The sequence below is a fragment of the Calothrix sp. NIES-3974 genome (genome assembly GCF_002368395.1).
Lineage (GTDB): Bacteria > Cyanobacteriota > Cyanobacteriia > Cyanobacteriales > Nostocaceae > NIES-3974.
On record NZ_AP018254.1, the window covers coordinates 3612287 to 3637825 of the forward strand.

At 41.4% G+C, this 25539-nt stretch carries 18 protein-coding genes, 1 tRNA gene and 1 rRNA gene; 10 read left to right on the top strand and 10 right to left on the bottom strand.

Annotation, left to right across the window (positions count from 1 at the left end; genetic code table 11):
* Positions 1–76: 76 nt before the first annotated feature.
* The 3 genes from CDC37_RS14580 to CDC37_RS14590 all read left to right on the top strand — a co-directional run bounded on the left by CDC37_RS14580 (position 77) and on the right by CDC37_RS14590 (position 3185).
* Positions 77–1198 (top strand): type IV pilus twitching motility protein PilT, encoded by a 1122-nt coding sequence (locus CDC37_RS14580; protein ID WP_096622667.1) that lies wholly within the window; start codon positions 77–79, stop codon positions 1196–1198.
* An 89-nt stretch (positions 1199–1287) separates the two neighbouring features.
* Positions 1288–2502, top strand: coding sequence for a type II secretion system F family protein (locus tag CDC37_RS14585; protein ID WP_096622668.1), 1215 nt, complete (start codon positions 1288–1290; stop codon positions 2500–2502).
* A gap of 149 nt (positions 2503–2651) precedes the next feature.
* Positions 2652–3185, top strand: coding sequence for a hypothetical protein (locus CDC37_RS14590; protein WP_096626235.1), 534 nt, complete (start codon positions 2652–2654; stop codon positions 3183–3185).
* Positions 3186–3199: 14 nt separating this feature from the next.
* On the opposite strand, the gene CDC37_RS14595 is transcribed toward CDC37_RS14590, so the two are convergent.
* From CDC37_RS14595 to CDC37_RS14610, 4 genes are all read right to left on the bottom strand, one after another.
* A complete protein-coding gene (locus CDC37_RS14595) occupies positions 3200–3745 on the bottom strand; it encodes a hypothetical protein (RefSeq protein WP_096622669.1) in 546 nt (181 codons plus the stop codon).
* 220 nt (positions 3746–3965) lie between these two features.
* Complete coding sequence (hisA, locus tag CDC37_RS14600) at positions 3966–4739, bottom strand: 1-(5-phosphoribosyl)-5-[(5-phosphoribosylamino)methylideneamino]imidazole-4-carboxamide isomerase (RefSeq protein WP_096626237.1); 774 nt, start codon at positions 4737–4739, stop codon at positions 3966–3968.
* A gap of 16 nt (positions 4740–4755) precedes the next feature.
* Positions 4756–5100 carry a DUF3593 domain-containing protein gene (locus CDC37_RS14605; RefSeq protein WP_096622670.1) on the bottom strand — a complete coding sequence of 115 codons (345 nt, stop codon included), beginning with the start codon at positions 5098–5100 and terminating at the stop codon, positions 4756–4758.
* Between the two features lie 192 nt (positions 5101–5292).
* Positions 5293–6168, bottom strand: a complete 876-nt coding sequence (locus CDC37_RS14610) for an S-methyl-5'-thioadenosine phosphorylase (protein ID WP_096622671.1) — start codon at positions 6166–6168, stop codon at positions 5293–5295.
* A gap of 1928 nt (positions 6169–8096) precedes the next feature.
* On the opposite strand from CDC37_RS14610, the gene CDC37_RS14615 reads away from it, so the two are divergent.
* Entirely contained in the window at positions 8097–10049 is a 1953-nt protein-coding gene (locus tag CDC37_RS14615; RefSeq protein WP_096626239.1) for a putative bifunctional diguanylate cyclase/phosphodiesterase, read from the top strand.
* Positions 10050–10285: 236 nt separating this feature from the next.
* Here CDC37_RS14615 and CDC37_RS14620 read toward each other — a convergent pair whose 3' ends face one another.
* Entirely contained in the window at positions 10286–11383 is a 1098-nt protein-coding gene (locus CDC37_RS14620) for a glutamate--cysteine ligase (protein WP_096622672.1), read from the bottom strand.
* 717 nt (positions 11384–12100) lie between these two features.
* Here CDC37_RS14620 and CDC37_RS24955 point away from each other — a divergent pair.
* Together CDC37_RS24955 and CDC37_RS24395 are read left to right on the top strand one after the other, a co-directional pair.
* A complete protein-coding gene (locus CDC37_RS24955; protein WP_096620491.1) occupies positions 12101–12493 on the top strand; it encodes a helix-turn-helix domain-containing protein in 393 nt (130 codons plus the stop codon).
* A complete protein-coding gene (locus CDC37_RS24395) occupies positions 12406–13047 on the top strand; it encodes an IS630 family transposase (protein WP_197707004.1) in 642 nt (213 codons plus the stop codon). Before CDC37_RS24955 ends, CDC37_RS24395 begins: the two co-directional genes overlap by 88 nt.
* Before the next feature lie 397 nt (positions 13048–13444).
* Here the strand turns inward: CDC37_RS24395 and CDC37_RS14635 are convergent, their stop codons facing one another.
* Positions 13445–14872 carry a 2-succinylbenzoate--CoA ligase gene (locus tag CDC37_RS14635; protein ID WP_096622673.1) on the bottom strand — a complete coding sequence of 476 codons (1428 nt, stop codon included), beginning with the start codon at positions 14870–14872 and terminating at the stop codon, positions 13445–13447.
* Positions 14860–15876, bottom strand: coding sequence for an o-succinylbenzoate synthase (locus CDC37_RS14640; RefSeq protein ID WP_096622674.1), 1017 nt, complete (start codon positions 15874–15876; stop codon positions 14860–14862). The genes CDC37_RS14635 and CDC37_RS14640 overlap by 13 nt, the downstream gene beginning before the upstream one ends.
* A 1126-nt stretch (positions 15877–17002) precedes the next feature.
* Here CDC37_RS14640 and CDC37_RS14645 point away from each other — a divergent pair.
* Positions 17003–20449, top strand: coding sequence for a response regulator (locus CDC37_RS14645; protein ID WP_096622675.1), 3447 nt, complete (start codon positions 17003–17005; stop codon positions 20447–20449).
* On the opposite strand, the gene cobA is transcribed toward CDC37_RS14645, so the two are convergent.
* Genes cobA through CDC37_RS14660 form a run of 3 tightly spaced genes read right to left on the bottom strand, consistent with a single transcriptional unit; the run spans position 20446 to position 22397 of the window.
* Positions 20446–21252 (bottom strand): uroporphyrinogen-III C-methyltransferase, encoded by an 807-nt coding sequence (gene cobA / locus CDC37_RS14650; RefSeq protein WP_096622676.1) that lies wholly within the window; start codon positions 21250–21252, stop codon positions 20446–20448. The genes CDC37_RS14645 and cobA overlap by 4 nt on opposite strands.
* Positions 21239–21985: a sirohydrochlorin chelatase gene (locus tag CDC37_RS14655; protein WP_231943067.1), complete on the bottom strand. Its 747-nt coding sequence runs from the start codon at positions 21983–21985 to the stop codon at positions 21239–21241. The genes cobA and CDC37_RS14655 overlap by 14 nt, the downstream gene beginning before the upstream one ends.
* 31 nt (positions 21986–22016) lie before the next feature.
* Positions 22017–22397: a DUF4359 domain-containing protein gene (locus CDC37_RS14660; protein ID WP_096622677.1), complete on the bottom strand. Its 381-nt coding sequence runs from the start codon at positions 22395–22397 to the stop codon at positions 22017–22019.
* A 128-nt stretch (positions 22398–22525) separates the two neighbouring features.
* Here CDC37_RS14660 and CDC37_RS14665 point away from each other — a divergent pair.
* The 3 genes from CDC37_RS14665 to CDC37_RS14675 all read left to right on the top strand — a co-directional run bounded on the left by CDC37_RS14665 (position 22526) and on the right by CDC37_RS14675 (position 25297).
* Positions 22526–22598 (top strand) — tRNA-His (locus tag CDC37_RS14665).
* Between the two features lie 466 nt (positions 22599–23064).
* Positions 23065–23292 (top strand): indolepyruvate ferredoxin oxidoreductase subunit alpha, encoded by a 228-nt coding sequence (locus tag CDC37_RS14670; RefSeq protein ID WP_096622678.1) that lies wholly within the window; start codon positions 23065–23067, stop codon positions 23290–23292.
* A gap of 518 nt (positions 23293–23810) precedes the next feature.
* Positions 23811–25297 (top strand): 16S ribosomal RNA (locus tag CDC37_RS14675).
* Positions 25298–25539 lie beyond the last annotated feature (242 nt).

Here is a 25539-nt window from a genome sequence, read left to right on the forward strand (position 1 = left end):
CACCTAGGGGCGAATGGGTGAGGTTTTTATGAGATGTACAACCGGAAATAATATCAAGAATTAAGGAGCTAAAAATATGGATTACATGATTGAAGATTTGATGGAAGATATGATTGAGCAAGGCGGCTCAGACATGCATTTATCTGCGGGTTTACCTCCCTATTTTCGTGTCAGTGGTAAACTGACACCCCAAGATAAATATGGTGTTTTAAGCGTTGATAATTGCCAAAGATTAATCTTTAGTATGCTCAATAATAGCCAACGCAAAACCCTCGAACAAACTTGGGAGTTGGACTGTTCCTATGGAGTCAAAGGACTAGCACGTTTTCGCGTCAACGTCTATAAAGACCGGGGAGCCTATGCAGCTTGTTTACGTGCTTTAAGTTCAAAAATTCCTAACTTTGATAAATTAGGTTTACCCGATGTCGTTCGAGAAATGTCGGAAAAACCACGGGGATTAATCTTGGTGACAGGACCCACTGGTTCAGGAAAAACCACCACATTAGCTGCCATGATTGACTTAATCAATCGTACCCGTGCCGAACATATTCTCACCGTTGAAGACCCGATTGAGTTTGTCTATGAACCAATTAAAAGCCTGATTCACCAACGTCAATTAGGGGAAGATACAAAAAGTTTTGCCAATGCTTTAAAAGCAGCTTTGCGGGAAGATCCAGATATTATTCTTGTGGGGGAAATGCGGGATTTAGAAACAATTTCCCTCGCAATTTCCGCCGCCGAAACTGGACACTTGGTATTTGGAACTCTCCACACTAGTTCCGCCGCACAAACCGTAGACCGGATTATTGACGTATTTCCCACGGAAAGACAACAACAGGTACGGGTTCAGTTATCTAACTCCTTGGTAGCCGTATTTAGTCAAACTTTAGTTCCTCGGAAAAATCCTAAACCTGGCGAATTCGGTCGGGTCATGGCTCAGGAAATTATGATTGTTACTCCTGCTATTTCTAACTTGATTCGGGAAGGGAAAACAGCACAAATTTACTCCGCAATTCAAACGGGAGGAAAATTAGGAATGCAAACCTTGGAAAAGGTTTTAGCTGATTTATATAAGGCGGGAACCATTTCCTTTGAAGCTGCTATGTCTAAAACTTCTAAACCTGATGAAATCCAACGTCTTATCGGTGGTGCACCACCCCAGGCGCAGGCTGCTAAAACTCCGGTACGCGCCCATTAAAGGATTTTGGATTACCCTTACGGTAAGACTCTACGGGTCTATGGATTTTGGATTTTAAATTAAGTTAAAATTATCAAAACATCTTAAATATGCCAACATTTGTAGCAAAAATACGAGACCAAAAAGGTAATTCCCGAACCGAAAAAGTTGTCGCCGAAACTGTCGCCAAAGCTCGGACAAATTTACGCCAACAGGGATACGTTGTTCAGGATTTGAAAAAAACTGGTGGTGGATTTAGTCTTGGTGATTTAAATAGTAAATTTGCCACGGTTTCTGTGAAAGATAAGGCGGTTTTTTCCCGTCAATTTGCTGCTCTTGTGAATGCGGGTGTGGCTATTGTTCGCAGTTTGGGTGTTCTGTCAGAGCAATGTACAAATCCAAAATTAAAAAGTGCTTTAATCGATATCAGTAATGATGTCCAAAATGGTTTAAATCTATCAGATGCTATGCGTAAACATCCCCAATGTTTTGATGGTCTGTATGTGAGTATGGTGCAAGCTGGGGAAGTGGGTGGTGTGTTAGATGAAGTTTTAAACCGACTGGCAAAATTATTAGAAGATGTAGCTCGTTTGCAGAACCAAATTAAAGCAGCACTCTCCTATCCCACCGTGGTTGGTTTTTTGGCTGTATCCATTTTTATTGGGATGACCGTATTTTTGATCCCAATTTTTGCCAATATTTTTAAAGATTTGGGAACAGAATTACCACCCCTGACCCAGTTTATGCTGTGGGTGAGTGAAATTTTGCGCAGTTGGCGATTATTTCTAGTAATCGGTATTTGTGTTGGTATTTGGATTGCCTACAAACAGTATTACAAAACCCCCGTTGGTCGCCAAACTATTGACCGTTTATCTTTAAAAATGCCCCTATTTGGCGATTTGATTCAAAAGTCTTCTGTTGCGCGTTTTAGCCGAACCTTTGGTTCCCTTACCCGGTCTGGTGTGCCAATTTTAACTTCCCTAGAAATTGTTCGTGATACCTCTGGAAACCAGGTTGTTGCTAATGCCATTGATGCAGCACGGGTAGAGGTTCAGCAGGGAGGAATGATTAGTTTAGCTTTGCAGAAGGAAGCTGTGTTTCCACCAATGGCGATTCAAATGATTAGTATTGGAGAGGAAACTGGGGAAATTGACGCAATGTTGATGAAAATTGCCGATTTCTACGAAGATGAGGTGGAACAAGCAGTTAAAGCTCTGACTAGTGTTCTGGAACCAATTATGATTGTTGTTCTTGGGGGTATGGTTGGGGTGATTCTGTTATCCATGTATTTACCGATGTTTAAGGTATTCGATAGTTTGGGATAAAGGAGACAAAATACAGGAGGGTTAATAATTAAACACTTCCAAATGCTGAATTTATTACAGACAATCCGAATTCAGACGACCCGACTCGATGAGAAAACATGCTACCTGCTTCTACGGGTCGTCTCCCCCTTTCTTACTTATTCATACATATGCCGGTTTTAAAATCAGATTACGAAGCAAGTTTGACAGAATATAGTAATTCTACAGCTGCGATCGCACTTTTAAAGCTACACCGTCCCTATCTGGAAATGCTTCCGAGTTTGCGTCGTCCGGATGAAAGTATTATTACCATACCTTTACCCATCGTCCGTCTACGGCAAAATCACCAAGAAGCAGTAGCAACCAGTCTTCCCTGCGACATCGCTATCGTGATGTGCGACCCTGAATGGAAAATTAAAACTGATTCGGAAATCCTCATTTTTATCCACCGTCCCCATGAGGATTTTTCCGATTTGTTAAAACGTTGGCGACAATGCCAAATCTACCTAGACCAAGAATATGAATGGTTAATGCCTTCCCGTCACAGTCATATCCTCAATCAGGGTACGAATACCCTATACCCATTATTCGTGATTTTTCCGGAAACCAGCGATCGCATTCAACGGGGATTACTTGGTGCGGAGCTACCGTTTGTAGTTCACAGTTTAAATGCGGATTCGGAGGAAACCGCACTTGTTGATTAAATTTCCAGTTTGATCTAGTTCTGTTTCTGCGCATTCCTGGGTATGCGCTCCAAATTTGCTCGAAAGAAATGTACACGGGGACAAAACCTCACCCCACTTGTACAGGTTGCTTCAATGGCAATGTTACTCGCTTGGCTGACATCTAAAACCACATTTTGCGCTTGCGCAGGAGCAATACTCCGACTTTCCACCTGCTGACCATCCACAAAAATATTTACCTGCACATTCGGACTATCAGCATCGTTATCCCGTATACCAAATCCTAAATTCAAAGTTTGAAATACCGGATTAGGACGGTTCTCTGGTCTAATTCGACAGGTCATCGCTGCGGAACGATACCCTGGACCGAGAAAAAATAAGCTGGTATACACAGCTTTGCCAATGGAGACATTTTGTTTTTGTTCCCGTACATTCCCTTCTCCACTACTGACACACTTGGCATTCAAGAGGGGAATTGGGGATCGAGCTTGTATCGGATTTGAGTTAGCCAATACAGTCGCTGATGTGATAACTATCCCCAGTACCAGAGATTTAATTAACTTATACTTATGTATTTGCATCGGAATTAGATTTTTAACGCCACGTCTGATCCAAAAGCCACACCCATAATACCTAATTCCCTCTAATTTTTTGCCGAAAAAATGTATAAAATCAGGATTTTTATGCTTATTGAGCAAGAAAAACAGGAGCAGGGGAGTGAGTTCGATCTATCCCGATTCCCGAAACAACTCAAATAACTCTGTTGCTCCAATCCAACTCCCAATTCCCGATTCCCTAAAATCAAGCAAAACTAGAAAACCCCAAATCGGGTGGTATATCCTGTAGCCGACCCTGACCGACAGCACGCACTGCTTCCCCAAGAGAAATATCCCCCGTGTATAAAGCACGTCCAACAATTGCCCCAATTACCCCTTGGGGTTCCAAAGCTAGTAAACTTAATAAATCAGTAATCGAACTGACTCCACCAGAGGCAATCACAGGAATGGAAATGGTTTGGCAAAGCTCCCGTAATGCATCTAAATTTGGTCCAGTCAGGGTGCCATCACGGTGAATATCAGTATAAATAATTGCGGCTGCTCCCCTATCCTCCATTTGGGTAGCCAAGGTTTTTGCGTCCACCTCTGAAGTTTCTAACCAACCACGGGTGGCAACTTTTCCATTACGTGCATCAATGCCGACAATAATTTGGGAAGGAAATTCCGTACAAAGAGTTTCCACCAAATCCGGTTGTTCAACTGCAACAGTACCCAAAATTGCCCAACGTACCCCTAATGCGAATAATTCCCGAACGCGATCGCAACTTCGCAATCCTCCACCAACTTCAATCGGTACGGACACAGCAGCAGCAATCGACGCGATCGCATTTAAGTTCACAGGTTCTCCCGTTTTTGCCCCATCTAAATCCACAATATGAATCCGTGTCGCTCCTTCTTCTTCCCACTGACGCGCCACATCAACCGGATTATCATTAAACACCTGTGATTGTGCGTAATCACCCTGGTAAAGTCGGACACACTTGCCACCCAATAAATCAATTGCCGGAATTACTTCCATCGAACCCCCCATACAATCATTGATCAGAAAACTCTTGACTATTGACCGCTTGCGTTGAACTTGTTGAAGCCGTTGACTGTTCCTTTTCCCTCAAGGCTTGACTAAATCCCAGCACAATCAAAATATTTGCCAAGGTCAAAAATACTTCCGCACTCCCATGCAACCAATCGACGTTGGCTAAAGCTGCATGTAAACTGACTTTAGCGTAAATTCCAGCAGGAATCGTTACCGCCACAAATACTAGCGTACCGTAAAAGCCGTAAAGTGCTAAACGGGGCATTTTTTGACTGCGGGTGAGATACCACAAAAAACCAAGATAGGGAAATAAAGATACTGCAAATAGGGTGTCTTTAGAAAGCATTCGATTTTGGATGTGAGATTATTTGATTCGGAGTTAACCTGTATTGATCAATAATTTAGTTGAAAACCCCGCGGCTTTAGTCCAGGGATGAAAACTTCCCGAAGGCTTTTAACTAAGTTACTAATTCGTAATTTTTGGGGTTAACGGTTAACAGTCAACAGTTAACGGTCAACATATTCCCCCTGTCTCCCCCTACTTCATATACTTTTTCAAAATAGCCGCCAATTTCTGTTTCGTTGCAGACGGAACTCGATCTAAATTGGTCAAAATCGCATACTTTAAAGCCGTGTGAGCTTCCGATTCCGGTGGATTTTCCCTAATCATTTTCACCGCAGTTTGAATCACCTTCTGAGCGTTAACTGCATTCCGGTGTAAATTATCCACAACCATTTCCACCGTTACACTGTCATGGTCGGGATGCCAACAATCGTAATCTGTCACCAAAGCTAATGTACTATATGCTATTTCCGCTTCCCTAGCCAACTTTGCTTCCTGTAAGTTAGTCATCCCGATTACCGTTGCTCCCCAACTTCGATACAGATTGGATTCAGCTTTTGTCGAAAAAGCTGGCCCTTCCATACAAACGTATGTACCACCTTGGTGACAAGTGACATCGGAAAAATTTTGTTGAGCGATCGCATCAGCTAATACCTGAGCAAGGTTTTTGCAGATGGGTTCACCGAAGGTGACATGAGCAACAATTCCCTCCCCAAAAAAAGTAGAAATGCGGTTACGGGTACGGTCAATAAATTGGTCAGGAATGACTAAATCTAAAGGCTTGACCTCTGCTTTTAGGGAACCAACTGCACTAGCGGAGATAATGTACTCAACCCCCAATTCTTTCATTGCATAAATATTGGCTCGAAAAGGCAATTCGCTGGGTAGGAGGGTATGATTTCTACCATGACGAGCAAGAAAAGCAACTCTAGTTCCTTCAAGAGTACCTAAAACCAATGCATCCGAGGGAGAGCCAAAGGGAGTAGATATTTCCACCTCTTCCACATCCTGTAGTGCTTCCATCTGATATAAGCCACTACCACCAATAATCCCAATTTTGATTTCAGACATTTTTCGCCATGCTCGCAGTTATCCCAGATTATTCTATACCCTAACAAGAAAATAGGGAGTAGTGTAGACTTTGAAGGACTTTTTCCTTTACAAAGGGATTTACAACCCCCTAAGAGGATGTTTGTCAATTATTAATTATCATTATTTTGACTATCGTCCAGACTTTGGACATGGAGCTATAAAGCTGATTTTTCCTTTGAGAGTACAGACGCGACGTGTCGCGTCTCTCCCTATTGCCGTACAGACGCGACATGTCGCGTCTCTTCCCCCAAAAACGATAATTCAAGTATTAAAAATGACTTTTTAAACAACCTCTAACGGATGGTGCCATAGTTGAGTAGGAGGAAAATACTGAGTTAAATGTCTTTTTAACTAGCTATATTCCAGTTTAGCAACCTCCCGACTTTTTAATTGCTCCGTATTTTCCTCTCTTTTGTCTCTTGAACTTAATATTTTAGTTAAGTAATTTCTACCTACTATTAGCACAACACATTTGCTAAATTCTGAATAAATGATAAAACTATCAGTAATTCTTCGATAAAACTATCCTCAATAAGCACTTTTATTTGTGATTTTTCCAGTATTATTCAATCTACTTCGTGAATCTAGCTGAATTTAGTTAATTAGTTGAAAATCAGGTAAAAATATTACAGAAATGGCTAAAAATTATCCACATTACCAATCTATCGGTTATTATCGAAAAACATGAACTGTTTATCCTATTCATGGGAATAATAATACTTAACTTTCATCACGAAGAAAACTTATCATAAGTCTTATCAGGTGATACATAATCCAATTAATAAAATCTGGATGGATATATTTCCATTCTGGTGATCAATTTTTCGGAATGAAGCACCATGAAATGACAATTTTAAATACTTAGACTTTCATAAACAATTTCCTAATCAGGGTTTGGCGTTATCATTCTTATAGTATTAGCAATGAATCACGATTTAGCTCCTTTTATTTAATTAGATTATGATGGGATTCTTGCTCGGTGTATTTACCAGAAGGAAAAGTATCTTTTCCTATTTCGATGTTTATTTAAAGTGTCAAATAAACAGTAATAAAAAACCTGCTAATCATTTACAACAACTTAAATTACCTTCTCGGAGAAACCTTCTGAAACAGCTAAATAGAATATTTGTCTATTCATTATGGCTACAAGAAAGTTTGTTTTGTATTATCACAAATATCCTAAGATTTATTTACGATTTTTCAAAAAACATATACATTTTTTATAATTATATATTTAATCAATGTATATATATACTACAATTAATATCAGAAAAGATTCAATTTGATAACAGTTTATTTTATTCCCTGTTTACAATTGATTGTAAAGTCTGTCCCGAAATATCATATCATCATCTCCAGATAGATTATAACCAGGTGAAAAAAATATATTTCCCAAAAAGAGTGGGTTTCTAAGTTCTCAAACCCACCAACAAACACCTTTAAATAGTCATATTGAACTGCATAGTCATCATCTACACAATCATAATTTATCGCATCAAAGTGAATCTTACTTTAGCTCCAATAAAGGTCTATTATCGCCATTTAACACTCTGCAAGGGCTAGTCAGAATAGAACATATATTATTAGAGTCACAAACAAATCAAGAAGCCTATAGTCAAATATTACCGATACTAGCTGATTTATTTAATGTTCATAGTATATGTATTCACGAACGAGAAAAATTTCATAATAGTCAAACTGAGTTTATAGTCGTATCCGGATGGAATGTTGGAGATAAAAAACTAGTTTTGACTGACTTTAACTATACATTACAATATTATCTAGAGGCGGGCTGTAAAAATAATTTAGTTAGAGGAAAGGAACATCTGATTACTCACAAATTACATGAATCTGGATATAAATTTAGGGAAAATAGTGAAGTCAAAGCAACATTATTGCAACCAATAATGTTGCAGCAAGAATGGATTGCAAGTATTATTTTAGAAATCAAAGATATTAATTTTTTTCAATCTAAATTGGAAGAAATAGTCATATTTTCGCAGGTGACAGCAAATGCGATCGCTCTTGCATATCAGCGTTGGAATGCAACCCATTTATTAGAGAAACTGCAATTAGAATCTCAAGTAATTGAGCAAAATGCCAAATTAGAGCGAGAAATATCTTGGAGACAATCTATCCAACATGAATTAGAAAAATCCCTCTCCCTACAGCAGGCTACCTTAGAATCGACGGCAGATGGAATTTTAGTGGTAGATAATGAAGGAAATATCTCCGGATATAACCAGAAATTTCTGCAAATGTGGAATATTTCTGAGCAGATGATGATGTCTGAAAATAATTGGCTAGCTTTAAAAAAGGCATTGCGTCAACTTACCCATCCCCAGGATTATTTGAAAGTACTTCGGAATTTAAATAATAATCCCCATACACAGATTTATGATACTATTTCGTTCAAAGACGGTCGAATCTTCGAGCGATACACCCAACCCCAATATATCAATGGTAAAATCGTCGGACGGGTGTGGAGTTTCCGTGATGTGACAGCCCAAAAGTTAGCTGAAGCCAAGATTCGTCATCAAGCTTTACATGATTTATTAACCAATCTTCCGAATCGAGTTCTATTTAATGAACGACTTGCTAAAGCTTTACAAAATGCACGTATTAACAATCAATCTTTAGCAGTTTGTTTTCTGGACTTGGATAGATTTAAAACCATTAATGATACCCTGGGACATCCAATCGGTGATAAACTTTTGCAGACAGTAGCCCAACGTTTAACTAGTTGTCTTGGAGAAGAAGATACGATTGCACGCTGGGGTGGAGATGAGTTTACAATCATCCTACCTAATATTCGTGATGCACGTGCTGTTGCAACGGTTCAAGAGCGAATTATCGCCGCATTAAAACCAAGTTTTAATATTGATAATCACCATTTACATATAGGTGTAAGTATCGGAATTGCTTTATATCCATTACATGGACGTGATGGGGATACATTAATTCAAAATGCTGACGTAGCACTATACCGGGCTAAAGCACAAGGCTGTAATAAATATCAATTTTACTATTCAGCAATTAATTCCCAAGCCTCTGAACTACTAGTTTTAGAAAATAATTTACATTACGCTCTGGAGCGGAATGAATTTACAATTTATTATCAACCACAAGTGAATATCTCCACTGGAGAAATTACCAAAATGGAAGCCCTACTAAGGTGGCGACATCCTAAATTAGGAATTATCGCTCCTAGTAAATTTATTCCTATTGCAGAAGAAACCGGATTAATTGTGCCAATAGGAGAATGGGTTTTACGCAGTGCTTGTCGGCAAACTAAAATTTGGCAGGAAATGTTTAATCTGCCGAATTTGTCAATCGCAGTGAATTTATCCGCTTGTCAATTTCAGCAACCAAATATTGCGACATCAATTCAGGAGATACTAGCAGAAACAAAACTAGCTCCAGAAAATTTAGAATTAGAAATTACTGAAAGTCTAGCCATGCAAAATGTGGAAAAGACCCAGGAAGTCATGACGGAGTTACACCGCATGGGGATTCTACTTTCAATTGATGATTTTGGAACTGGATATAGCTCTCTATCCTACTTAAAAAATTTCCCGTTAAAGACTTTAAAAATAGACCGCTCCTTTGTATCTGAAATTGCCTCCAATCCTCATGATTTAGCAATTACAACTGCAATTATTGCCTTGGCACACGGATTAAATTTAGCTGTTGTTGCTGAAGGGGTAGAAACTCCAGAGCAATTAAACTGTTTACGCCTTCTAGAGTGCGAATTAATGCAAGGACATTTATTTAGTAAAGCCCTATCAGTACAAGATGCAACTCAACTACTAGCTCAAGCAAAATCTCAACCCCTAAATAATTCCTATTTAGTTGCTTAAATTGGCAAGATTGTGATTTTCTCCTCTGCATTTATGTACTGATGAAAAACTACCCAACTCCCATACTTGGTTGGGGTCGAAGAATTTCGCCAACCCTATAGAGAGCGGGTTTTTAGTAGTGGCTTTAGTTACGAAAATGCTTTCACATCAAGGTACTCTTTGCACTACTACTAACTTTTCTCAGCTATCAAAGTAAATGTGGTCGAATAGTAGAGTAGATAATGAATTTTCCTTTCCTAACTGTAGGTTTGTCCCAAAGCTCCCTCAATACTACCCAATTGCTGAAACCTATAAATTAATGTATGAGCAGGTGTTTGCCGTTTCTCTAACAAAACTTGCAACTCTGTCAATAATTTAACATCTCCATCATTGTCTAAGGCTTCTGTTGCAGCATCTAAAAGTTTTCTGGCTTGATTATAAATATTATCATCATCAAAGCCATACTTAGCACTAAATTGATGTAACTTGGCATCAGGTGTTATAGCTCGACCACTCAAACTTGTATCCAGAATTAATCCTTTTAACAAAGCCAATAACCCCGCATAAATTCCAAAATTATCACAACTATCACAGGCTTTAAATTCAATTCGGCCAACTTCTGCTGGTAAACGAGCTATTTTGGTCAGGGAGGGAAAACTACTAATCAAATCTTCCCGTTTTTCCACAAAAACCATCGCTGCGGGACGCTTACCTGTACGGAAAAAAGTACGCACAGATAAACCTTGCCAAAGTTGTCCTTGGTAGAAGGGAGAACTAAAGCTGAAAGGGACAATATAGGGACTGTAGTAAGTTAATTTTTGCCCGATGTCAATTAATTTTTCGGTTGTCATTCCCTGCATGGAAATATTCAAATCTGGCCCATAGGTTAACATGGGTATATTTGCAGTTTGTTTTTCCGGAGAAGCTTGTCTGCGCTGAAGTTCGTAGGGGTTTAGGGGTGGTTGGGGAATGAATTCTGCTCGGTAGGGATTAAAACTGATTAATACGGGTTTAAATCCATATTTAAGTGCTGTTGACTGGAGTAAATTAAAATTATCTGCTAATTCTTGAACCGCTCCATCAATACTAGAATGAATTGAGGTACGAATTTCAATTCCTTTGGGCACACATTCAATCACTTTTTCTGAGTCTGCAAACCGTTCAAATCCTTCAATATACCAACGCTTCTGCTTAATTCCTGCATCCCCTACTCGCAAGGAAGGATAATCTTGATTAAATATTGGCAATTCATTTACAATCTGACTAAAATCAGTGAAAACAGTTGATGTAAAGTCAGCAAATCTTCCTTCTGAATTTAAAAATGCAACTTCATGTTCGATGCCGAATTGGAACATTAATATTTACCTTATACGCAATTAAATTAAGTGTCAAGTAATACAAATAGCTATCAGGATGAGCTATAGATACTTGAGAAATAGTAGCAAAAAAAGTGGCGTAAAATTTGTCCTTGTATATACATTCCCAACTCTTCTTTAGAGAAAATCTATCATTAAAGATTTAAATTTTAAATTCTTGGCTGAATGTAGGAGTTTGCGAACTATTACCCAAAGAGTGATTGTTCCGCAAACCCTAACTATTAGCGTCACCCGTTCCTTAATCAATCGCCAGTACTTCCTACTCTCCGCATGTGCTGCGAGTTAACGGGATGAAAGGGGTGTACAGTGTTGTTTGTATGTACCATCTGATAGTTTGGGGTTGTTTTGACAGTCTTTAACTGCTTGATTATTCAAAAGTGCCAGTAGGCAAATAATGACAAGCCACAAAAACAATAGGTTTCCCAATTTATTGGATTTTTTATCTAAATCCCTAACTTTACCTGTCTCTAAGTTGACGTATCGATTTGGGTTTTTCACATCACGAACGTAACCATTACAGCAACTACTGCATTGACCACAGCTACAGTTCTTATTATCTGACATAAATTTTAGTCAATTCTCCTGTTGAGTTAATACAAGTAATACGAATTGTGCAAACCCACAGACAAAGAACACACTATACAGCACTTTCGAGGTAAATGAGGTACACTTGTTATTAGTGCATCAAAAATTAAAATGAAACCCTACTCAATCGATTTACGAGAAAAAATAGTAAGTGCTTACGAAAAGGGTGATACATCAATTCGAGGAGTAGCTGTGCAGTTTGGTATAGCAAAAAGCTATGTGCAGAAGCTAATCAGGCAAAAAAGATTGGAAGGGCATCTAGAACCCAAAAAGCAAGGTGGAGCAATGAAGGGTAAGCTAGATGATTACGGTGGCGAATTAGCAGAAATGGTTCAAAGTTACCCGGATTTAACTTTATTGGAATATTGCGAGTATTTTGGAGAAAAATATAACATTTGGGTGTGTGCAAGTGTGATGTGTTGTGCATTGCAAAAACAAGAATTAACTCGAAAAAAAAGACTTTACGTAGCAGCCAAGCGAAAACAGAAAGAGTCCAAAAACTGAGATTAGAATATTGGGAGAAAGTAAAACACATAGACCCAGAAAACCTTGTGTTTATAGACGAAATGGGTGTTTTGCTTGGTTTGACTAGAACTCATGCTCGAAGCGATCGCGGGAGTAGAGCTTATGATTTTAAACCATATTACCGAGGTGCAAAAATAAGTGTAATTGGAGGAATTAGCTTCAAAAAAGTCTTAGCTGTGATGACTTTAAATGGCTCAATGAATGGAGAAGCTTATAAAGTTTTTGTAGAGCATTTTTTACTTCCACAATTATGGGTTGGTGCAGTCGTTGTAATGGATAATCTGCCAGCACATAAAGTCGAAGAGATTAAGCCTTTGATTGAATCTGTAGGAGCAAGTGTTCTTTATCTATCTCCTTATTCCCCTGAATTTAATCCAATTGAACATTGGTGGTCACAATTAAAAGCGTTCTTAAAACAGTTTTCTCCTAAAAGTGCATCTGTAGTTGATGGTTTAATTAAAATTGCACTGACATTAGTTGATCCAAAGCATCTAAAAAATTGGTTTACTAATTGTTGCTACTGTACCTCATAAACCTCGAATCTGCTGTAATGTCTCGAATATCAAATCAATCCTGATTAGTAGAACTTATTCTCAATATATGGTTTTTCTCAAATCCCTAGAAATGTTAGGGATTAGGGAATATCAACTAAAGAAGTATTGCGCGCGTAAGTCTTAATGGTATAACTTAACCCTGTGTATTCAGATTATAACTGTCATTTTTAGTTTGCGAGTATATCGTAGGTATGATAAATTACATCTCATACTACAATTGTATGTGGTGATGTAAGTAAACGTGAGTTCGATCAACCTCACCCCAACCCATCTCCGACTTCAGATAGGGGCAGAAAATCCGTAGTTTTGACAAAAAATCAATGTTTCCCAAACTTCTCTCCAAAAGTAAGAGAGGGTTTATGAGAATCCGTCGAATTTACGTTAAGTAAGCATAAGTGATTTTTTCTAATTCATGGCGATTAACTTTACCTTGGGGATTACGGGGGATTGTGGAGACGGGTATCCAGTGCTTGGGAATTTTATATTTGCTGAGTTGAGTTTGAAGTAGAGATTTTATTGTGTTAATTACATTTTGTTGTAAATAATTGTGGGAATGGGGTACATAGATTGCGGTGACAGCTTCTCCCCATTCAGGGTCAGGAATACCGATAATTTTTATGTCAGCAACTAAGCCTGTGGAGCGAATTATGGCTTCAATTTCTGCGGGAAAGACGTTTTCTCCCCCGGTAATAATTTTATCGCTATTGCGTCCGATAATATGGAGATTTTTTTCGCTATCAAAAAAGCCTAAATCGTCGGGTTGGAAGTTATTTTGAGAAATATGATTAATTTGATTGTGGTTGTAATATCCTGCCATTAGGGAAGCGGATTGAATTTGGATTTGACCAATGGATTGATTTGGTAATGGATTTCCATTTTCGTCGATAATTTGAATTTGGGCATGGGGAAGAACTTGACCGCAGTGGTTTGCACCTTGGAGAAATTGCTGGGGTAGGAGGGTGGCTATTTGGGATGCGGTTTCGGTCATACCATAGGTTAAAGCCAGGGGAAGATGGTGGAAACGGGCTAAATTGAGTAAATCGATTCCTGGGGATGCACCACCTAGTAGTATGGCTTGCATTTGGGATAACCAGGGTATAAGGGGGGGATGTTGTAATAAACGCCTAAGTTGGGTGGGTACGAGGGAGATGAAAAAATCCTGGGGATGAATGGTGGGAAGGATGGCTGATTCGATTTGTTTGTAATCAGCAATGACTAATTTTCCTCCACTGAGGAAAGTACGCAGGAATTGCATTAACCCACTGACGTGATATAGGGGAAGGGTGCAAATAAAATTGGCTGAGGATAATTGGAAATGCTGTAAAAAACCGGATACAGAAGCTGACAGGGTTTCCCAGGTGTGGACAGCGAATTTAATCTGACCAGAGGTTCCTCCGGTGGGAATCATGATTTGGGGGGATGTCTGGAGATGGGGGGGATGGAGGGGAAGGGGAATGGGTGTGGAAATGAGGGGGTATGAACCAATAATTAAATCCGGTTGGGTGAGGTGAAAAACCTGCTCCCATTCATTTTGACCCCAGTGGGGATTACATAGAAAAATATGAGAGTTGGTGGTGGATGCAGCTAAAAATAGACTGATAAATTGAACTGGTTCGGGTTCAATTATCAATATGCGGGGAGGATAGGGAAGGGATAGGTCGGCTAAACTTTGATTTAACTGGGTGGAAGCGGTTTGGATTTTTTCCAGTAAAACTTGGTTTTCGTGACCGATAATTAGCTGGTGGGGGTAATGGTGAAGATATTGAAAATATGTATCTAAAGATGGATGATTTAATTTTGCCATAGGGATTTTAGCCAGATGTACTCATCATCGGCGAACCATTGTTGTACCCCAAAACCGAGCGATCGCATTTTTTGGGTGGTTCCGAGGGGGTCTAATCCTGGAGATGACATGTTATTTGCGAGTTGGAGGGCTGCGCTACGACCAATCACCGTTTCTAAACAGGAGGAAAACACCGTATCTAGGGGATATTCACTGCAAATTTGTTGTAAACGGCGAGGTGAACCGATAATCCCCGGTTTAATCACGTATATCCCACGCCAACCCTGTGCATAGCAGGATTGAAGTTGCTGGAGACTAGCAATAGATTCATCTAACGCAATTGGGGTTGCATAGGAATCGCTCAATGTTTGCATTGCCGCAAATTCATTCGGGGGTAAGGGTTGCTCGACAAATTCCACTTTAGCCTGATTTGGGTGCATACAGGAATGCATATCACAGGTATATAGCCAACAACTAGCACTGTCAAAGTCTAAACCACCATTGGCATCTAAACGTAGTTTGGCTTCAGCAGGTAAAGTTTGCAACAATTGCCGACAGATTGATAACTCATCTGCAAGGGGATAGACACCGATTTTCCACTTGAAAGTCCGATATCCTTGCTGCCATAGATTTGACCACGTACTTAGAGCCTTTTCCCCCGCAGGTAGCAAAGCGCTCAACCGAAATAGGGGTAAAATCGGAGGAACTGGGGTAATTAACGATAAATCACCCTTAACCATTGCCAAAGCCGACTCAAACCCAAATTGACAAGCAGGTAAGCGATCGCTAATCTGAAAAATCCTTTCCCCATCGATGACTGGTGGTAACTGTTCACAAAATTCCCGTGCTGCGGTAAAGCTTTCTGAACCAAACCAGCTAATCGGGGCTATTTCCCCCCAACCAATTTTCCCCTGGTCATCCCTGAGTTTGACAATAATACCTTCACGTATCCGCCAAACCCCATGACTAGTGTGCAAAGGTTGGATGAATTTTCTTCGGTAGGGTATGTGGGTAAATTCGTACATAGGTGGGAGGGAAGCAACAGAAAAAGGGAGATTAGGATTTTAATATACTTCGCACGCTAATTTATATATTTCCCCTTTTCGTTTGTTGACAGTTGACTGATGAAAGTTTACCTTTAAACCTTAACTATTTCCAGGAAAAGCTCTCTTTTGAACCGTGTAAAGTCCTATTTGTGAGGAAATAATTGGCTTAGAAGCTTGCTATGCAAGGTTGTCTTTCTCAATATACTTAGCAAGCTTCAAGTCGGGTTCCTTATATAAGTAGGACTTACGCAAGGACGACGTAAACACCGTCATTGCGACTTGATTGCGTAGCAATCCCAAACACCTGATTTCCCGTAACGAGTGCGTAAGTCCTGACAAGTACTCTCAAATACCTACTTTTCTCCCACTCCCTATCTCTCCACTCTCTTTTTAAGTATAAATTATGAGATTTTTTTGCCGGAGATAGCATATAATTTGGCGATAATCTTGAATATATGGGGAATACTGGTGGTTTATCACCGTATTTCTGGGCAAATATATTGACATAAAATACGCATAGAATATATGACAGATAGCTTAACTGACACAAACTTTTTTGTCTCTAATTATACTGATTTCACGGAAGGAGAGGTGACGTAAAATGTAATATTCGTAACTTAGACCATGATTTGAATCAGTAAAATTTACTTGGGGTTGTTAATGTCACTCCGAGATTGGGAATCATAAATATGTGGCTATGGGGAACACCACAAGACCAGGGTTTCTCACAAGTTCCAAAAACTTGCAGTCAGTGGGGTGTGCTGGGAAAATCAACCCGTTACTCAACGCTTATTGCTCACTGCTCTGTAAAGAGTGTACGCTGCACTTTGCGTTGTCGCAGAAAACGCCATGCGTAGCTGGTCTACGCAAAATGCAGGAAGATAAACTAGGTGATTGGGTTTTAGTTCTGTTGGCGGTCAACTGTCAACAATGACAATGGGTTAATCACTGTGAATTATTTCGATATTTTAAAATTACTAACTCTAAAATTGCTTTTATTTTTTTGGTCTGTCGTCAATCAGGTCGAAGCAGATCGGACTCCAAACTATTTTGAATCATTACATTTGTTCTTTACACAACTGCGAGTGCAGCAGGAAAACGGTGCATGAAATCTCCAGGAAATAGTAAGCCAAAAATCTTAGTTGTCGATGATGAACCCGACAATCTTGACTTGCTTTACCGCACCTTTTACCGTGAGTATAAGGTGCTAAGAGCGACTTCAGGCCCAGCTGCGCTTGATTTATTGTCTGAAGAGGGAGAGGTGGCTGTAATCATCTCTGACCAAAGAATGCCAATGATGAGCGGGACTGAATTTTTAAGTTTAACGGCAACCCAATACCCTGATATCATTAGGATTATATTAACTGGCTATACGGATGTTGAGGACTTGGTGGAAGCGATTAACTCCGGTAAGGTGTTTAAATATGTTACTAAGCCGTGGGAAGCGGAAGAGTTGAAGGTGGTGGTTCGTCAAGCTCTGGATACCCATAATGTTCTCAAAGCTCGTACCCGTGAGTTAACCCGCACTTTGCGACAGGAGTCTTTGTTAAATACGGTAACAAATACAATTCGTAGTGCGCTGGATTATCGGCAGATTTTGCAAACAATTGTCGATACCGTTGGTCAGATGTTGGAGGTGGATGTTTGTTTACTGCGTCCCTGTCAAGATGGTCAGCTAAGTGATCAGGGGTTTATTTATCAGCAGGGTATGGAGACCTTGGGGGGAGATGGGGATAATTGGGTAGACAAGTCCCAGTTAGCTCAGACAATCTGGGAAACCCACGAAGTCCAAGTGATTAATGATGTCGTCAACGATGAGCGAATTCAAGGGGAAACTCCCCAGTTACAAATTCGCTCCCAGGCTTTTGGGAAGGCTGGTATTTGTTCCAGTTTGATTGTACCCTTAATTTTGCGTCAGGAATTGATGGCGGTGTTAGCGTTACACCAATGTCGTCAACCCCGAACCTGGAGCGAGGACGAGGTACAATTGGTGATGATGGTGGCAGACCAAGCCGCCTTAGCATTATCCCAAGCCTATGCCTACGAGCAGGTGCGATCGCTTGCTCAACGGGAAGCGTTGGTGAACACCATTACCAGTACAATTCGTTCCAGTTTAAATCCCCAGGATATTTTTGCGGCAATTACCCAACAACTTGGTCAAGCTTTACAGGTGGATGGGTGTGTTTTGTCCCTGTGGACAGAAGAAGATGAGTACGTCCAATGTGTGGGATTATACGATGCCACCGATGGGGCGAAGGTGATTGATCACCAATTTTTACCCCAATCCCAAGCACCAATTCGGGGTAATCTGATTTTACAAGAGATGTTACGCACCCAGGAGCCAGTAATTATTGCGGATATGCAAAATTGTCCGCCAGAGTTTAGTGGCTTTGAGTTACCCTTGAGGGGGCGATCGCGTTCGTTGATGGTTGTACCCCTATTGGCTGATGGTAAAAGTATTGGTAGTATTACTTTGCGGGAAGAATCGCGACCTCGCCAATGGCAAGTGGCCGAAATTGAACTCGCAAAAACAGTTGCAGCCCAAGCCGCGATCGCTGTTCAACAGTCCCGTTTGTATCAAAAAACCCGCGAGCAGGCAGAACGTTTACTAGAACTAGACCGCCAAAAAACAGAATTTTTCCAAAATATTTCCCACGAATTTCGTACCCCCATTACTCTGATTCAAGGACCATTGGAATCGGCTGTTGCCAATCAACAGGGGTTGTCCTACGAACAAAGTGCGATCGCCCTACGTAATTCCCGTCGTTTATTACGTTTAGTCAATCAGTTACTGGATTTACAACGGATTGATGCGGGGAGGATGCAACCGAGTTTCCGTCCTTGCGATTTGGTCGAATTCGTCGGTCAAATCGTCGAATCCTTCCGTCCCTACTGTGAGAAGAAGGGATTGCAGGTGGTTAGCGAATTTAGCCCCTGTCCAACGGTGTATTTGGATATGGAAAAGTTCGACAAGGTGGTTTATAATCTACTTTCCAATGCCATGAAATTTACTCCTGATGGGGGTAAAATTACGGTGACGGTCAGCAATCAGAATGGTAGTTGCTGCTTACAAGTCCAAGATACGGGTATCGGCATTCTTCCAGAACAAATACCCCACCTCTTTGAGCGTTTTCGCCAAGCGGAAGGTTCCGAAAGTCGTTCCTATGAGGGGACGGGATTAGGGTTGGCTTTAGTGAAAGAATTAACGGAAGTACATGGCGGTAAAGTCACCGTTGATTCCGTTTATGGTTCTGGGACAACTTTTAGTGTTTACCTCAAACCCGGTCATGAGCATCTTCCCCCCGAACAGGTGCTAGACACCCCCAGCGAAGTAAATTTGAGCCGTGCTAATGTGGAGTTAGCAGATTTAGAGCTACTTGAGACCACTGATAGTTTTGAGCGTGAGCTAGAAGAATTACCAGTGACAAATCAGGTCAGTAACGGTCAGGAAACATCGGCGATCGCCAAGGAACAAATTATCTTGGTTGTCGATGATAACGCCGATTTGCGCAGTTATGTTTCTAGTATCCTCAAAAATAGTGGCTACCAAGTGCAAACCGCTCGCAACGGAGCCGAAGGTTTCCATAAAGCACAGGAAATCAAACCCCATTTGATTGTCACTGATTTAATGATGCCTTTGGTGACAGGTTTAGAAATGATTCGAATGATTCGCTGTGATGAAACCCTCAAGGGAACACCGATTATTTTGCTCACAGCCAAAGTGGACGAGGAAACCCGAATTGAGGGAACAGAGCGGGGTGCGGATGCTTACCTCGCGAAACCCTTTAATGACCGCGAACTTTTAGCTGAAACCCGTAATTTGTTAGCCTTAAAAGCAACAGAACGTCAGGTTTTGGAATTAAATAATTATTTAACCGAATCCGTTTTAAAACGGTTTTTACCTAGTGCTTTAGTTCAAAAAGCAGCTCGCGGTGAATTAGTATTAGATTTGCGTCCCGAACCTCGTTTAATTACGGTTTTATTTAGCGATATTGTCGGTTTTACCCAACTCTCTAATACCCTCCGCTCTCGTAAAGTGGCAGAAATTCTGAATGAATATTTGGAAGTGATGACCAAAGCCGTATTTGATAACGGAGGTACGGTGGATAAGTTCATGGGGGATGCAATTTTAGCCCTGTATGGAGCACCAGAAGAACTTACTCCCAACGAACAGGTACGACGGGCAATTAATACCGCCAGGGCTATGTTACACGGTTTAGAAGGATTAAACCAGAAATGGCGAGAACAGGGTATTTTTGAAACTGATGGGCGTAACGGCTTACAATTTCGTTGCGGTATCCACCAAGGTACAGCAGTTGTCGGTATGTTCGGCTGCTCCGAACGAGCAGACTACACAGCAGTTGGTCCCAGTGTCAATATTGCTTCCCGTCTTCAACAAGCAGCTGAACCCGGGACAATTCTAGCATCCGCAGCCGTCGCTGATTACCTGCAAGACGAGGAAATTATTAAAGGTAGTTCCTTGGAACTCAAAGGAGTTGATGAAACCGTATTGACTTTTGTCGTGACACCGGAAGTTGCGGTAAACCATTAAAGATTGTGGGAAGAGTTGTTTTTACTTTTTGCTGCTCCTTTACCTAGACTAAAGTGTAAATTAACAACTTGACCAATTACAACAATTGCCGGAGCAGTAAACCCTGAAGATTCCACCAGGGACACAATTGTTCCTACCTCGCCAATTAATTCCTCCTGTTCGGAACGGGTTCCCCAACGTACCAACGCAATCGGTGTTTCTTGACTCAATCCTGCATTCAACAGATTTTCTATAATCATTGGCAGATTATGAATCCCCATATAAATTACAATTGTTTCTGAACCTTGAGCGATCGCTTGCCATTGAATTTGTGGACGATATTTCCCCACCGATTCATGTCCCGTGACAAAGGTGACAGACGAACTGTATAATCGATGGGTGAGGGGAATACCTGCATAGGCAGGAGCGGCAATCCCAGAGGTAATACCCGGTACAACTTCCACCGGAATCCCTGCATTTACAAGTGCTTCCATTTCCTCACCCCCACGACCAAAAATAAACGGATCACCACCCTTCAACCTAACCACAACAGCTTGAGTGCGAGCCTTTTCAATTAGTAATTGAGTCGTTTCCTCCTGTAACAACGAATGCCGACCCATCCGTTTTCCGGCATTAATTTTCTCCGCCTGCGAATTAATCATCGCTAAAATTTCTGGACTAACTAAGGCATCATAAATCACTACATCTGCACATTCGAGTATGGCTTTCCCCTTGAGAGTGAATAAACCAGGGTCTCCAGGTCCTGCACCCACTAAATACACCTTACCCAAAAATTCTCCCTCTACTGGACTATTTTCGTTCATCGACTAACCAATCCCAAATCAAATCGGCGAAGCCTTCATTTAAACCCAACGGTTGCGCCTGGTATATTGTTATTGTTGGAAACTGTAATTTTAGCGCGTCGATCGATGCTGCGATCGCATCCGTAATCTTACCTGCAAATAAAAAATATGGTACGACAACCACCTTTGTAACTGAAGTATCTTCTTGATTTAATTTCGCCAATCTTGATTCTAAATTCGGTGTCACAGACCAATATGCGGTCAATCCATTTAAATTTGTTGCTAAAGCTTCAACAGCAGTATTTCCATCTACTCTTCGACTACCGTGAGCAAGCAAAATCAGTAGTTGCTGGGAAATATTCTGGCCGTACAAATTATCATCTACAAAACGTTGGCAGATTCTCCTCAAAAAATCTTCCACACCAGAATATGCACCCAAATAGGTTTTTACTTCTATCTCAACTTTTCCAGCTAACCCAGCTTGAGCTATTTCCACCTGCATCGGAATATCTTCCATCACATGTACCCCCGCAAGCAAAAACAACGGTGCAATCACCACCCGCTTATAACCCAGACTCCAAACATACTCAGCAAAATCTTGAATTTGCTCAGATAATGGTTGTGATGCTAACTCTAAATTAGCTACATCCACACAGGGGACACCGCGACTTTGTAATTTAGTCACCAATTCCTGCATCACCAAACCCGGTCGCGAATCTCGACTTCCATGGGTAACCAGCAAATATGCAGACACAACCACTTCCCCCAAACCACAAACACCCTAATTAGTTTTCCCTAGCACTAAAAGTATAGAAATTATTAAATGCTCCTAAAGTTTCAAACTGATAACCAGGAAGCCATCGACTCACCTTTAAATCCGTTGTGTACAAACTGAAAAACACAAAATCACGCCTTTGTGTCGTCGCACTCAGTAAACCGCGAATCGTCGGTTGTGCTTCCTGAATCAAGCGATCGCAATTTTCTTGCAAAAACTTTTCTAACGGATTTTTACCCTCTCCACAGGCATTCTCCTTCAAGTACAACCCAAAACGTTGCGCAGCATACTCCTCATACTCCACCTGTCCCGGATTGCTCTTCGCCATCACCACACCTAACCCCAATAAACCCGCAGTCCCAACAACTGCAAGAACACTTAACAGTTTCATCTTGTGATCAACATCCTCATTTCATAAGTTTATCTTATTGAAGCGACGAACAACACCTTTAATTTTTTGAGCAAAAAAACTTGGCTAAGTTGAACACCACATGATATAATCGCTATTGCAAATGCGAGGCGAGCGTAGCCAAGTGGTTAAGGCAGTGGATTGTGGTTCCACCATTCGTGGGTTCGAGTCCCATCGTTCGCCCTTATTTTATCAACTACAGTTACGTTTCCAGTGTATCTAACAGCATAATTTGTTAACTCTTCAAAATATCTTAAGTATTCAAACACCTGGAGATTAACGTCTCAAATTCTCACAGTCCCAGAAAACTGAACAATTCGTACTTAGTACCCAGTCAAAGGAAATCAAATTGAAATCTTTCCTGCTTGACAGTTTCCTATTTTTTGCTGAGGGACCGAAGTTTAGTCTAAATGTCTAAATAGGGGTTACTGAATAACAGTATAAGTCTTACCGGATAAGTGCTTTCAGCTTTTTTATCGCGAAAAAGTACAAAGTGAATGATATCTAGACGCTCAAAAAGCTTGCTCTTTTGTGTGAAATTTCTGGGTAAATAGTACTATCTCCATCCTCCATCGACCGATAGTTAAGTCGTATGATTGACTTAAACAGTAAGGAAAGCAACATCACGAAGATAGGGAATCAATCATAAATGTCACACACAATTGTCACCGAAATCTGTGAAGGTATCGCTGATTGCGTCAATGCCTGTCCAGTCGCATGTATCCACCCCGGTCCAGGCAAAAACATCAAAGGTACAGATTGGTACTGGATCGACTTTAACACTTGCATTGATTGCGGAATTTGTATACAGGTTTGCCCTGTAGAGAATGCAATCCTACCGGAAGAACGACCCGAACTACAAAAAACCCCATCTTAAAAAATGCCCAATTATCACGAAAGCACATCCATCCCCGACCAGAATAAACGATAGGAACATATACTTCCTGCGGACAAGATGCTTAAAACCATCTTTCCCTGGATTTCTCACGAGTTAAGTTGTAAGCCTTGAGTAACGGATTGATTTTCCTTCTACTCCCGTCACGGACTACTCCCTATTCCCTGTGAGTTTTAGGGTTTCGTGAGAAATGCGGGTTTCCATAAGCATTTCCCCACTTTGCTAACCATCCTGAAAAAAAAATTCAAAAAACTGCTTGACAGTTTCTTTTAATCCTGCTAGCTTATATAAAGTGTCAAGCGCAAGAAAAACAGCTTGAACGCCGAACCGAGAAAAGAAAATAGTTTGAAGGCGATTAAAACTAAATTTTGATTCGCGTCAGAGAATGAATTTAGTTCCAAGCTTGAGTAAAGCTGAAAGAACTTGAAACATACTACAACAAAAAATAATGGATTAGTTTATCCAGAATCTCAAGAGATTCAGGAATTAAAACTCTGAACAAAACGGAGAGTTTGATCCTGGCTCAGGATGAACGCTGGCGGTATGCTTAACACATGCAAGTCGAACGGTCTCTTCGGAGATAGTGGCGGACGGGTGAGTAACGCGTGAGAATCTGGCTCTAGGTCTGGGACAACAGATGGAAACGTCTGCTAATACCGGATGTGCCGAGAGGTGAAAGGCTAGCTGCCTAGAGATGAGCTCGCGTCAGATTAGCTAGTAGGTGGGGTAAAGGCCTACCTAGGCGACGATCTGTAGCTGGTCTGAGAGGACGATCAGCCACACTGGGACTGAGACACGGCCCAGACTCCTACGGGAGGCAGCAGTGGGGAATTTTCCGCAATGGGCGAAAGCCTGACGGAGCAATACCGCGTGAGGGAGGAAGGCTCTTGGGTTGTAAACCTCTTTTCTCAAGGAATAAGAATGAAGGTACTTGAGGAATAAGCATCGGCTAACTCCGTGCCAGCAGCCGCGGTAATACGGAGGATGCAAGCGTTATCCGGAATGATTGGGCGTAAAGCGTCCGTAGGTGGTTTTGTGTGTCTGCTGTTAAAGCGTGCGGCTTAACCGCATAAGGGCGGTGGAAACTACAAGACTAGAGTACGTTCGGGGCAGGGGGAATTCCCAGTGTAGCGGTGAAATGCGTAGAGATTGGGAAGAACACCGGTGGCGAAAGCGCCCTGCTAGGCCGTAACTGACACTGAGGGACGAAAGCTAGGGGAGCGAATGGGATTAGATACCCCAGTAGTCCTAGCCGTAAACGATGGATACTAGGCGTTGGTAGTATCGACCCTACCAGTGCCGTAGCTAACGCGTTAAGTATCCCGCCTGGGGAGTACGCAGGCAACTGTGAAACTCAAAGGAATTGACGGGGGCCCGCACAAGCGGTGGAGTATGTGGTTTAATTCGATGCAACGCGAAGAACCTTACCAGGGTTTGACATGTCGCGAATCTGGTGGAAACACTGGAGTGCCTTCGGGAGCGCGAACACAGGTGGTGCATGGCTGTCGTCAGCTCGTGTCGTGAGATGTTGGGTTAAGTCCCGCAACGAGCGCAACCCTCGTCCTTAGTTGCCAGCCTTAAGTGGGGAACTCTAGGGAGACTGCCGGTGACAAACCGGAGGAAGGTGGGGATGACGTCAAGTCATCATGCCCCTTACATCCTGGGCTACACACGTACTACAATGCTGCGAACAATGGGCAGCAAGCAGGCGACTGCAAGCAAATCTCAGAAATCGTGGCTCAGTTCAGATTGTAGGCTGCAACTCGCCTACATGAAGGAGGAATCGCTAGTAATCACAGGTCAGCATACTGTGGTGAATTCGTTCCCGGGCCTTGTACACACCGCCCGTCACACCATGGAAGCTGGTCACGCCCGAAGTAGTTATCCTAACCATTCGTGGGGGGAAATTCCGAAGGCAGGGCTGGTGACTGGGGTGAAGTCGTAACAAGGTAGCCGTACCGGAAGGTGTGGCTGGATCACCTCCTTTTAGGGAGACCTACCCACTTGTAGATTGGATGGAAAAGCCAACAAGTCAATCACAAGCTGGTCAATCCCAGGTCGAGCGCGAGTCAATATAATTTTGGTCTCCCCTTCAAACTATATTTCTGGTTTGGATTTTTCTCAGCACCAAACAACTTTATGTTTTTGTCTGCTGAGTGAAAGCTCAGTAAAAGAACCTTGAAAATTGGATAGAGAAGAAAGCAGTAGTAGTAGAACACAGAGAATCAT

Bases quoted from the DNA above. Each gene is read 5' to 3' on its own strand.
- CDC37_RS14580 (WP_096622667.1), top strand. From the start codon at position 77: ATGGATTACATGATTGAAGATTTGATGGAAGATATGATTGAGCAAGGC.
- CDC37_RS14585 (WP_096622668.1), top strand. From the start codon at position 1,288: ATGCCAACATTTGTAGCAAAAATACGAGACCAAAAAGGTAATTCCCGA.
- CDC37_RS14590 (WP_096626235.1), top strand. From the start codon at position 2,652: ATGCCGGTTTTAAAATCAGATTACGAAGCAAGTTTGACAGAATATAGT.
- CDC37_RS14595 (WP_096622669.1), bottom strand. From the start codon at position 3,745: ATGCAAATACATAAGTATAAGTTAATTAAATCTCTGGTACTGGGGATA.
- hisA (WP_096626237.1), bottom strand. From the start codon at position 4,739: ATGGAAGTAATTCCGGCAATTGATTTATTGGGTGGCAAGTGTGTCCGA.
- CDC37_RS14605 (WP_096622670.1), bottom strand. From the start codon at position 5,100: ATGCTTTCTAAAGACACCCTATTTGCAGTATCTTTATTTCCCTATCTT.
- CDC37_RS14610 (WP_096622671.1), bottom strand. From the start codon at position 6,168: ATGTCTGAAATCAAAATTGGGATTATTGGTGGTAGTGGCTTATATCAG.
- CDC37_RS14615 (WP_096626239.1), top strand. From the start codon at position 8,097: ATGTTGCAGCAAGAATGGATTGCAAGTATTATTTTAGAAATCAAAGAT.
- CDC37_RS14620 (WP_096622672.1), bottom strand. From the start codon at position 11,383: ATGTTCCAATTCGGCATCGAACATGAAGTTGCATTTTTAAATTCAGAA.
- CDC37_RS24955 (WP_096620491.1), top strand. From the start codon at position 12,101: ATGAAACCCTACTCAATCGATTTACGAGAAAAAATAGTAAGTGCTTAC.
- CDC37_RS14635 (WP_096622673.1), bottom strand. From the start codon at position 14,872: ATGGCAAAATTAAATCATCCATCTTTAGATACATATTTTCAATATCTT.
- CDC37_RS14640 (WP_096622674.1), bottom strand. From the start codon at position 15,876: ATGTACGAATTTACCCACATACCCTACCGAAGAAAATTCATCCAACCT.
- CDC37_RS14645 (WP_096622675.1), top strand. From the start codon at position 17,003: ATGAAATCTCCAGGAAATAGTAAGCCAAAAATCTTAGTTGTCGATGAT.
- cobA (WP_096622676.1), bottom strand. From the start codon at position 21,252: ATGAACGAAAATAGTCCAGTAGAGGGAGAATTTTTGGGTAAGGTGTAT.
- CDC37_RS14660 (WP_096622677.1), bottom strand. From the start codon at position 22,397: ATGAAACTGTTAAGTGTTCTTGCAGTTGTTGGGACTGCGGGTTTATTG.
- CDC37_RS14670 (WP_096622678.1), top strand. From the start codon at position 23,065: ATGTCACACACAATTGTCACCGAAATCTGTGAAGGTATCGCTGATTGC.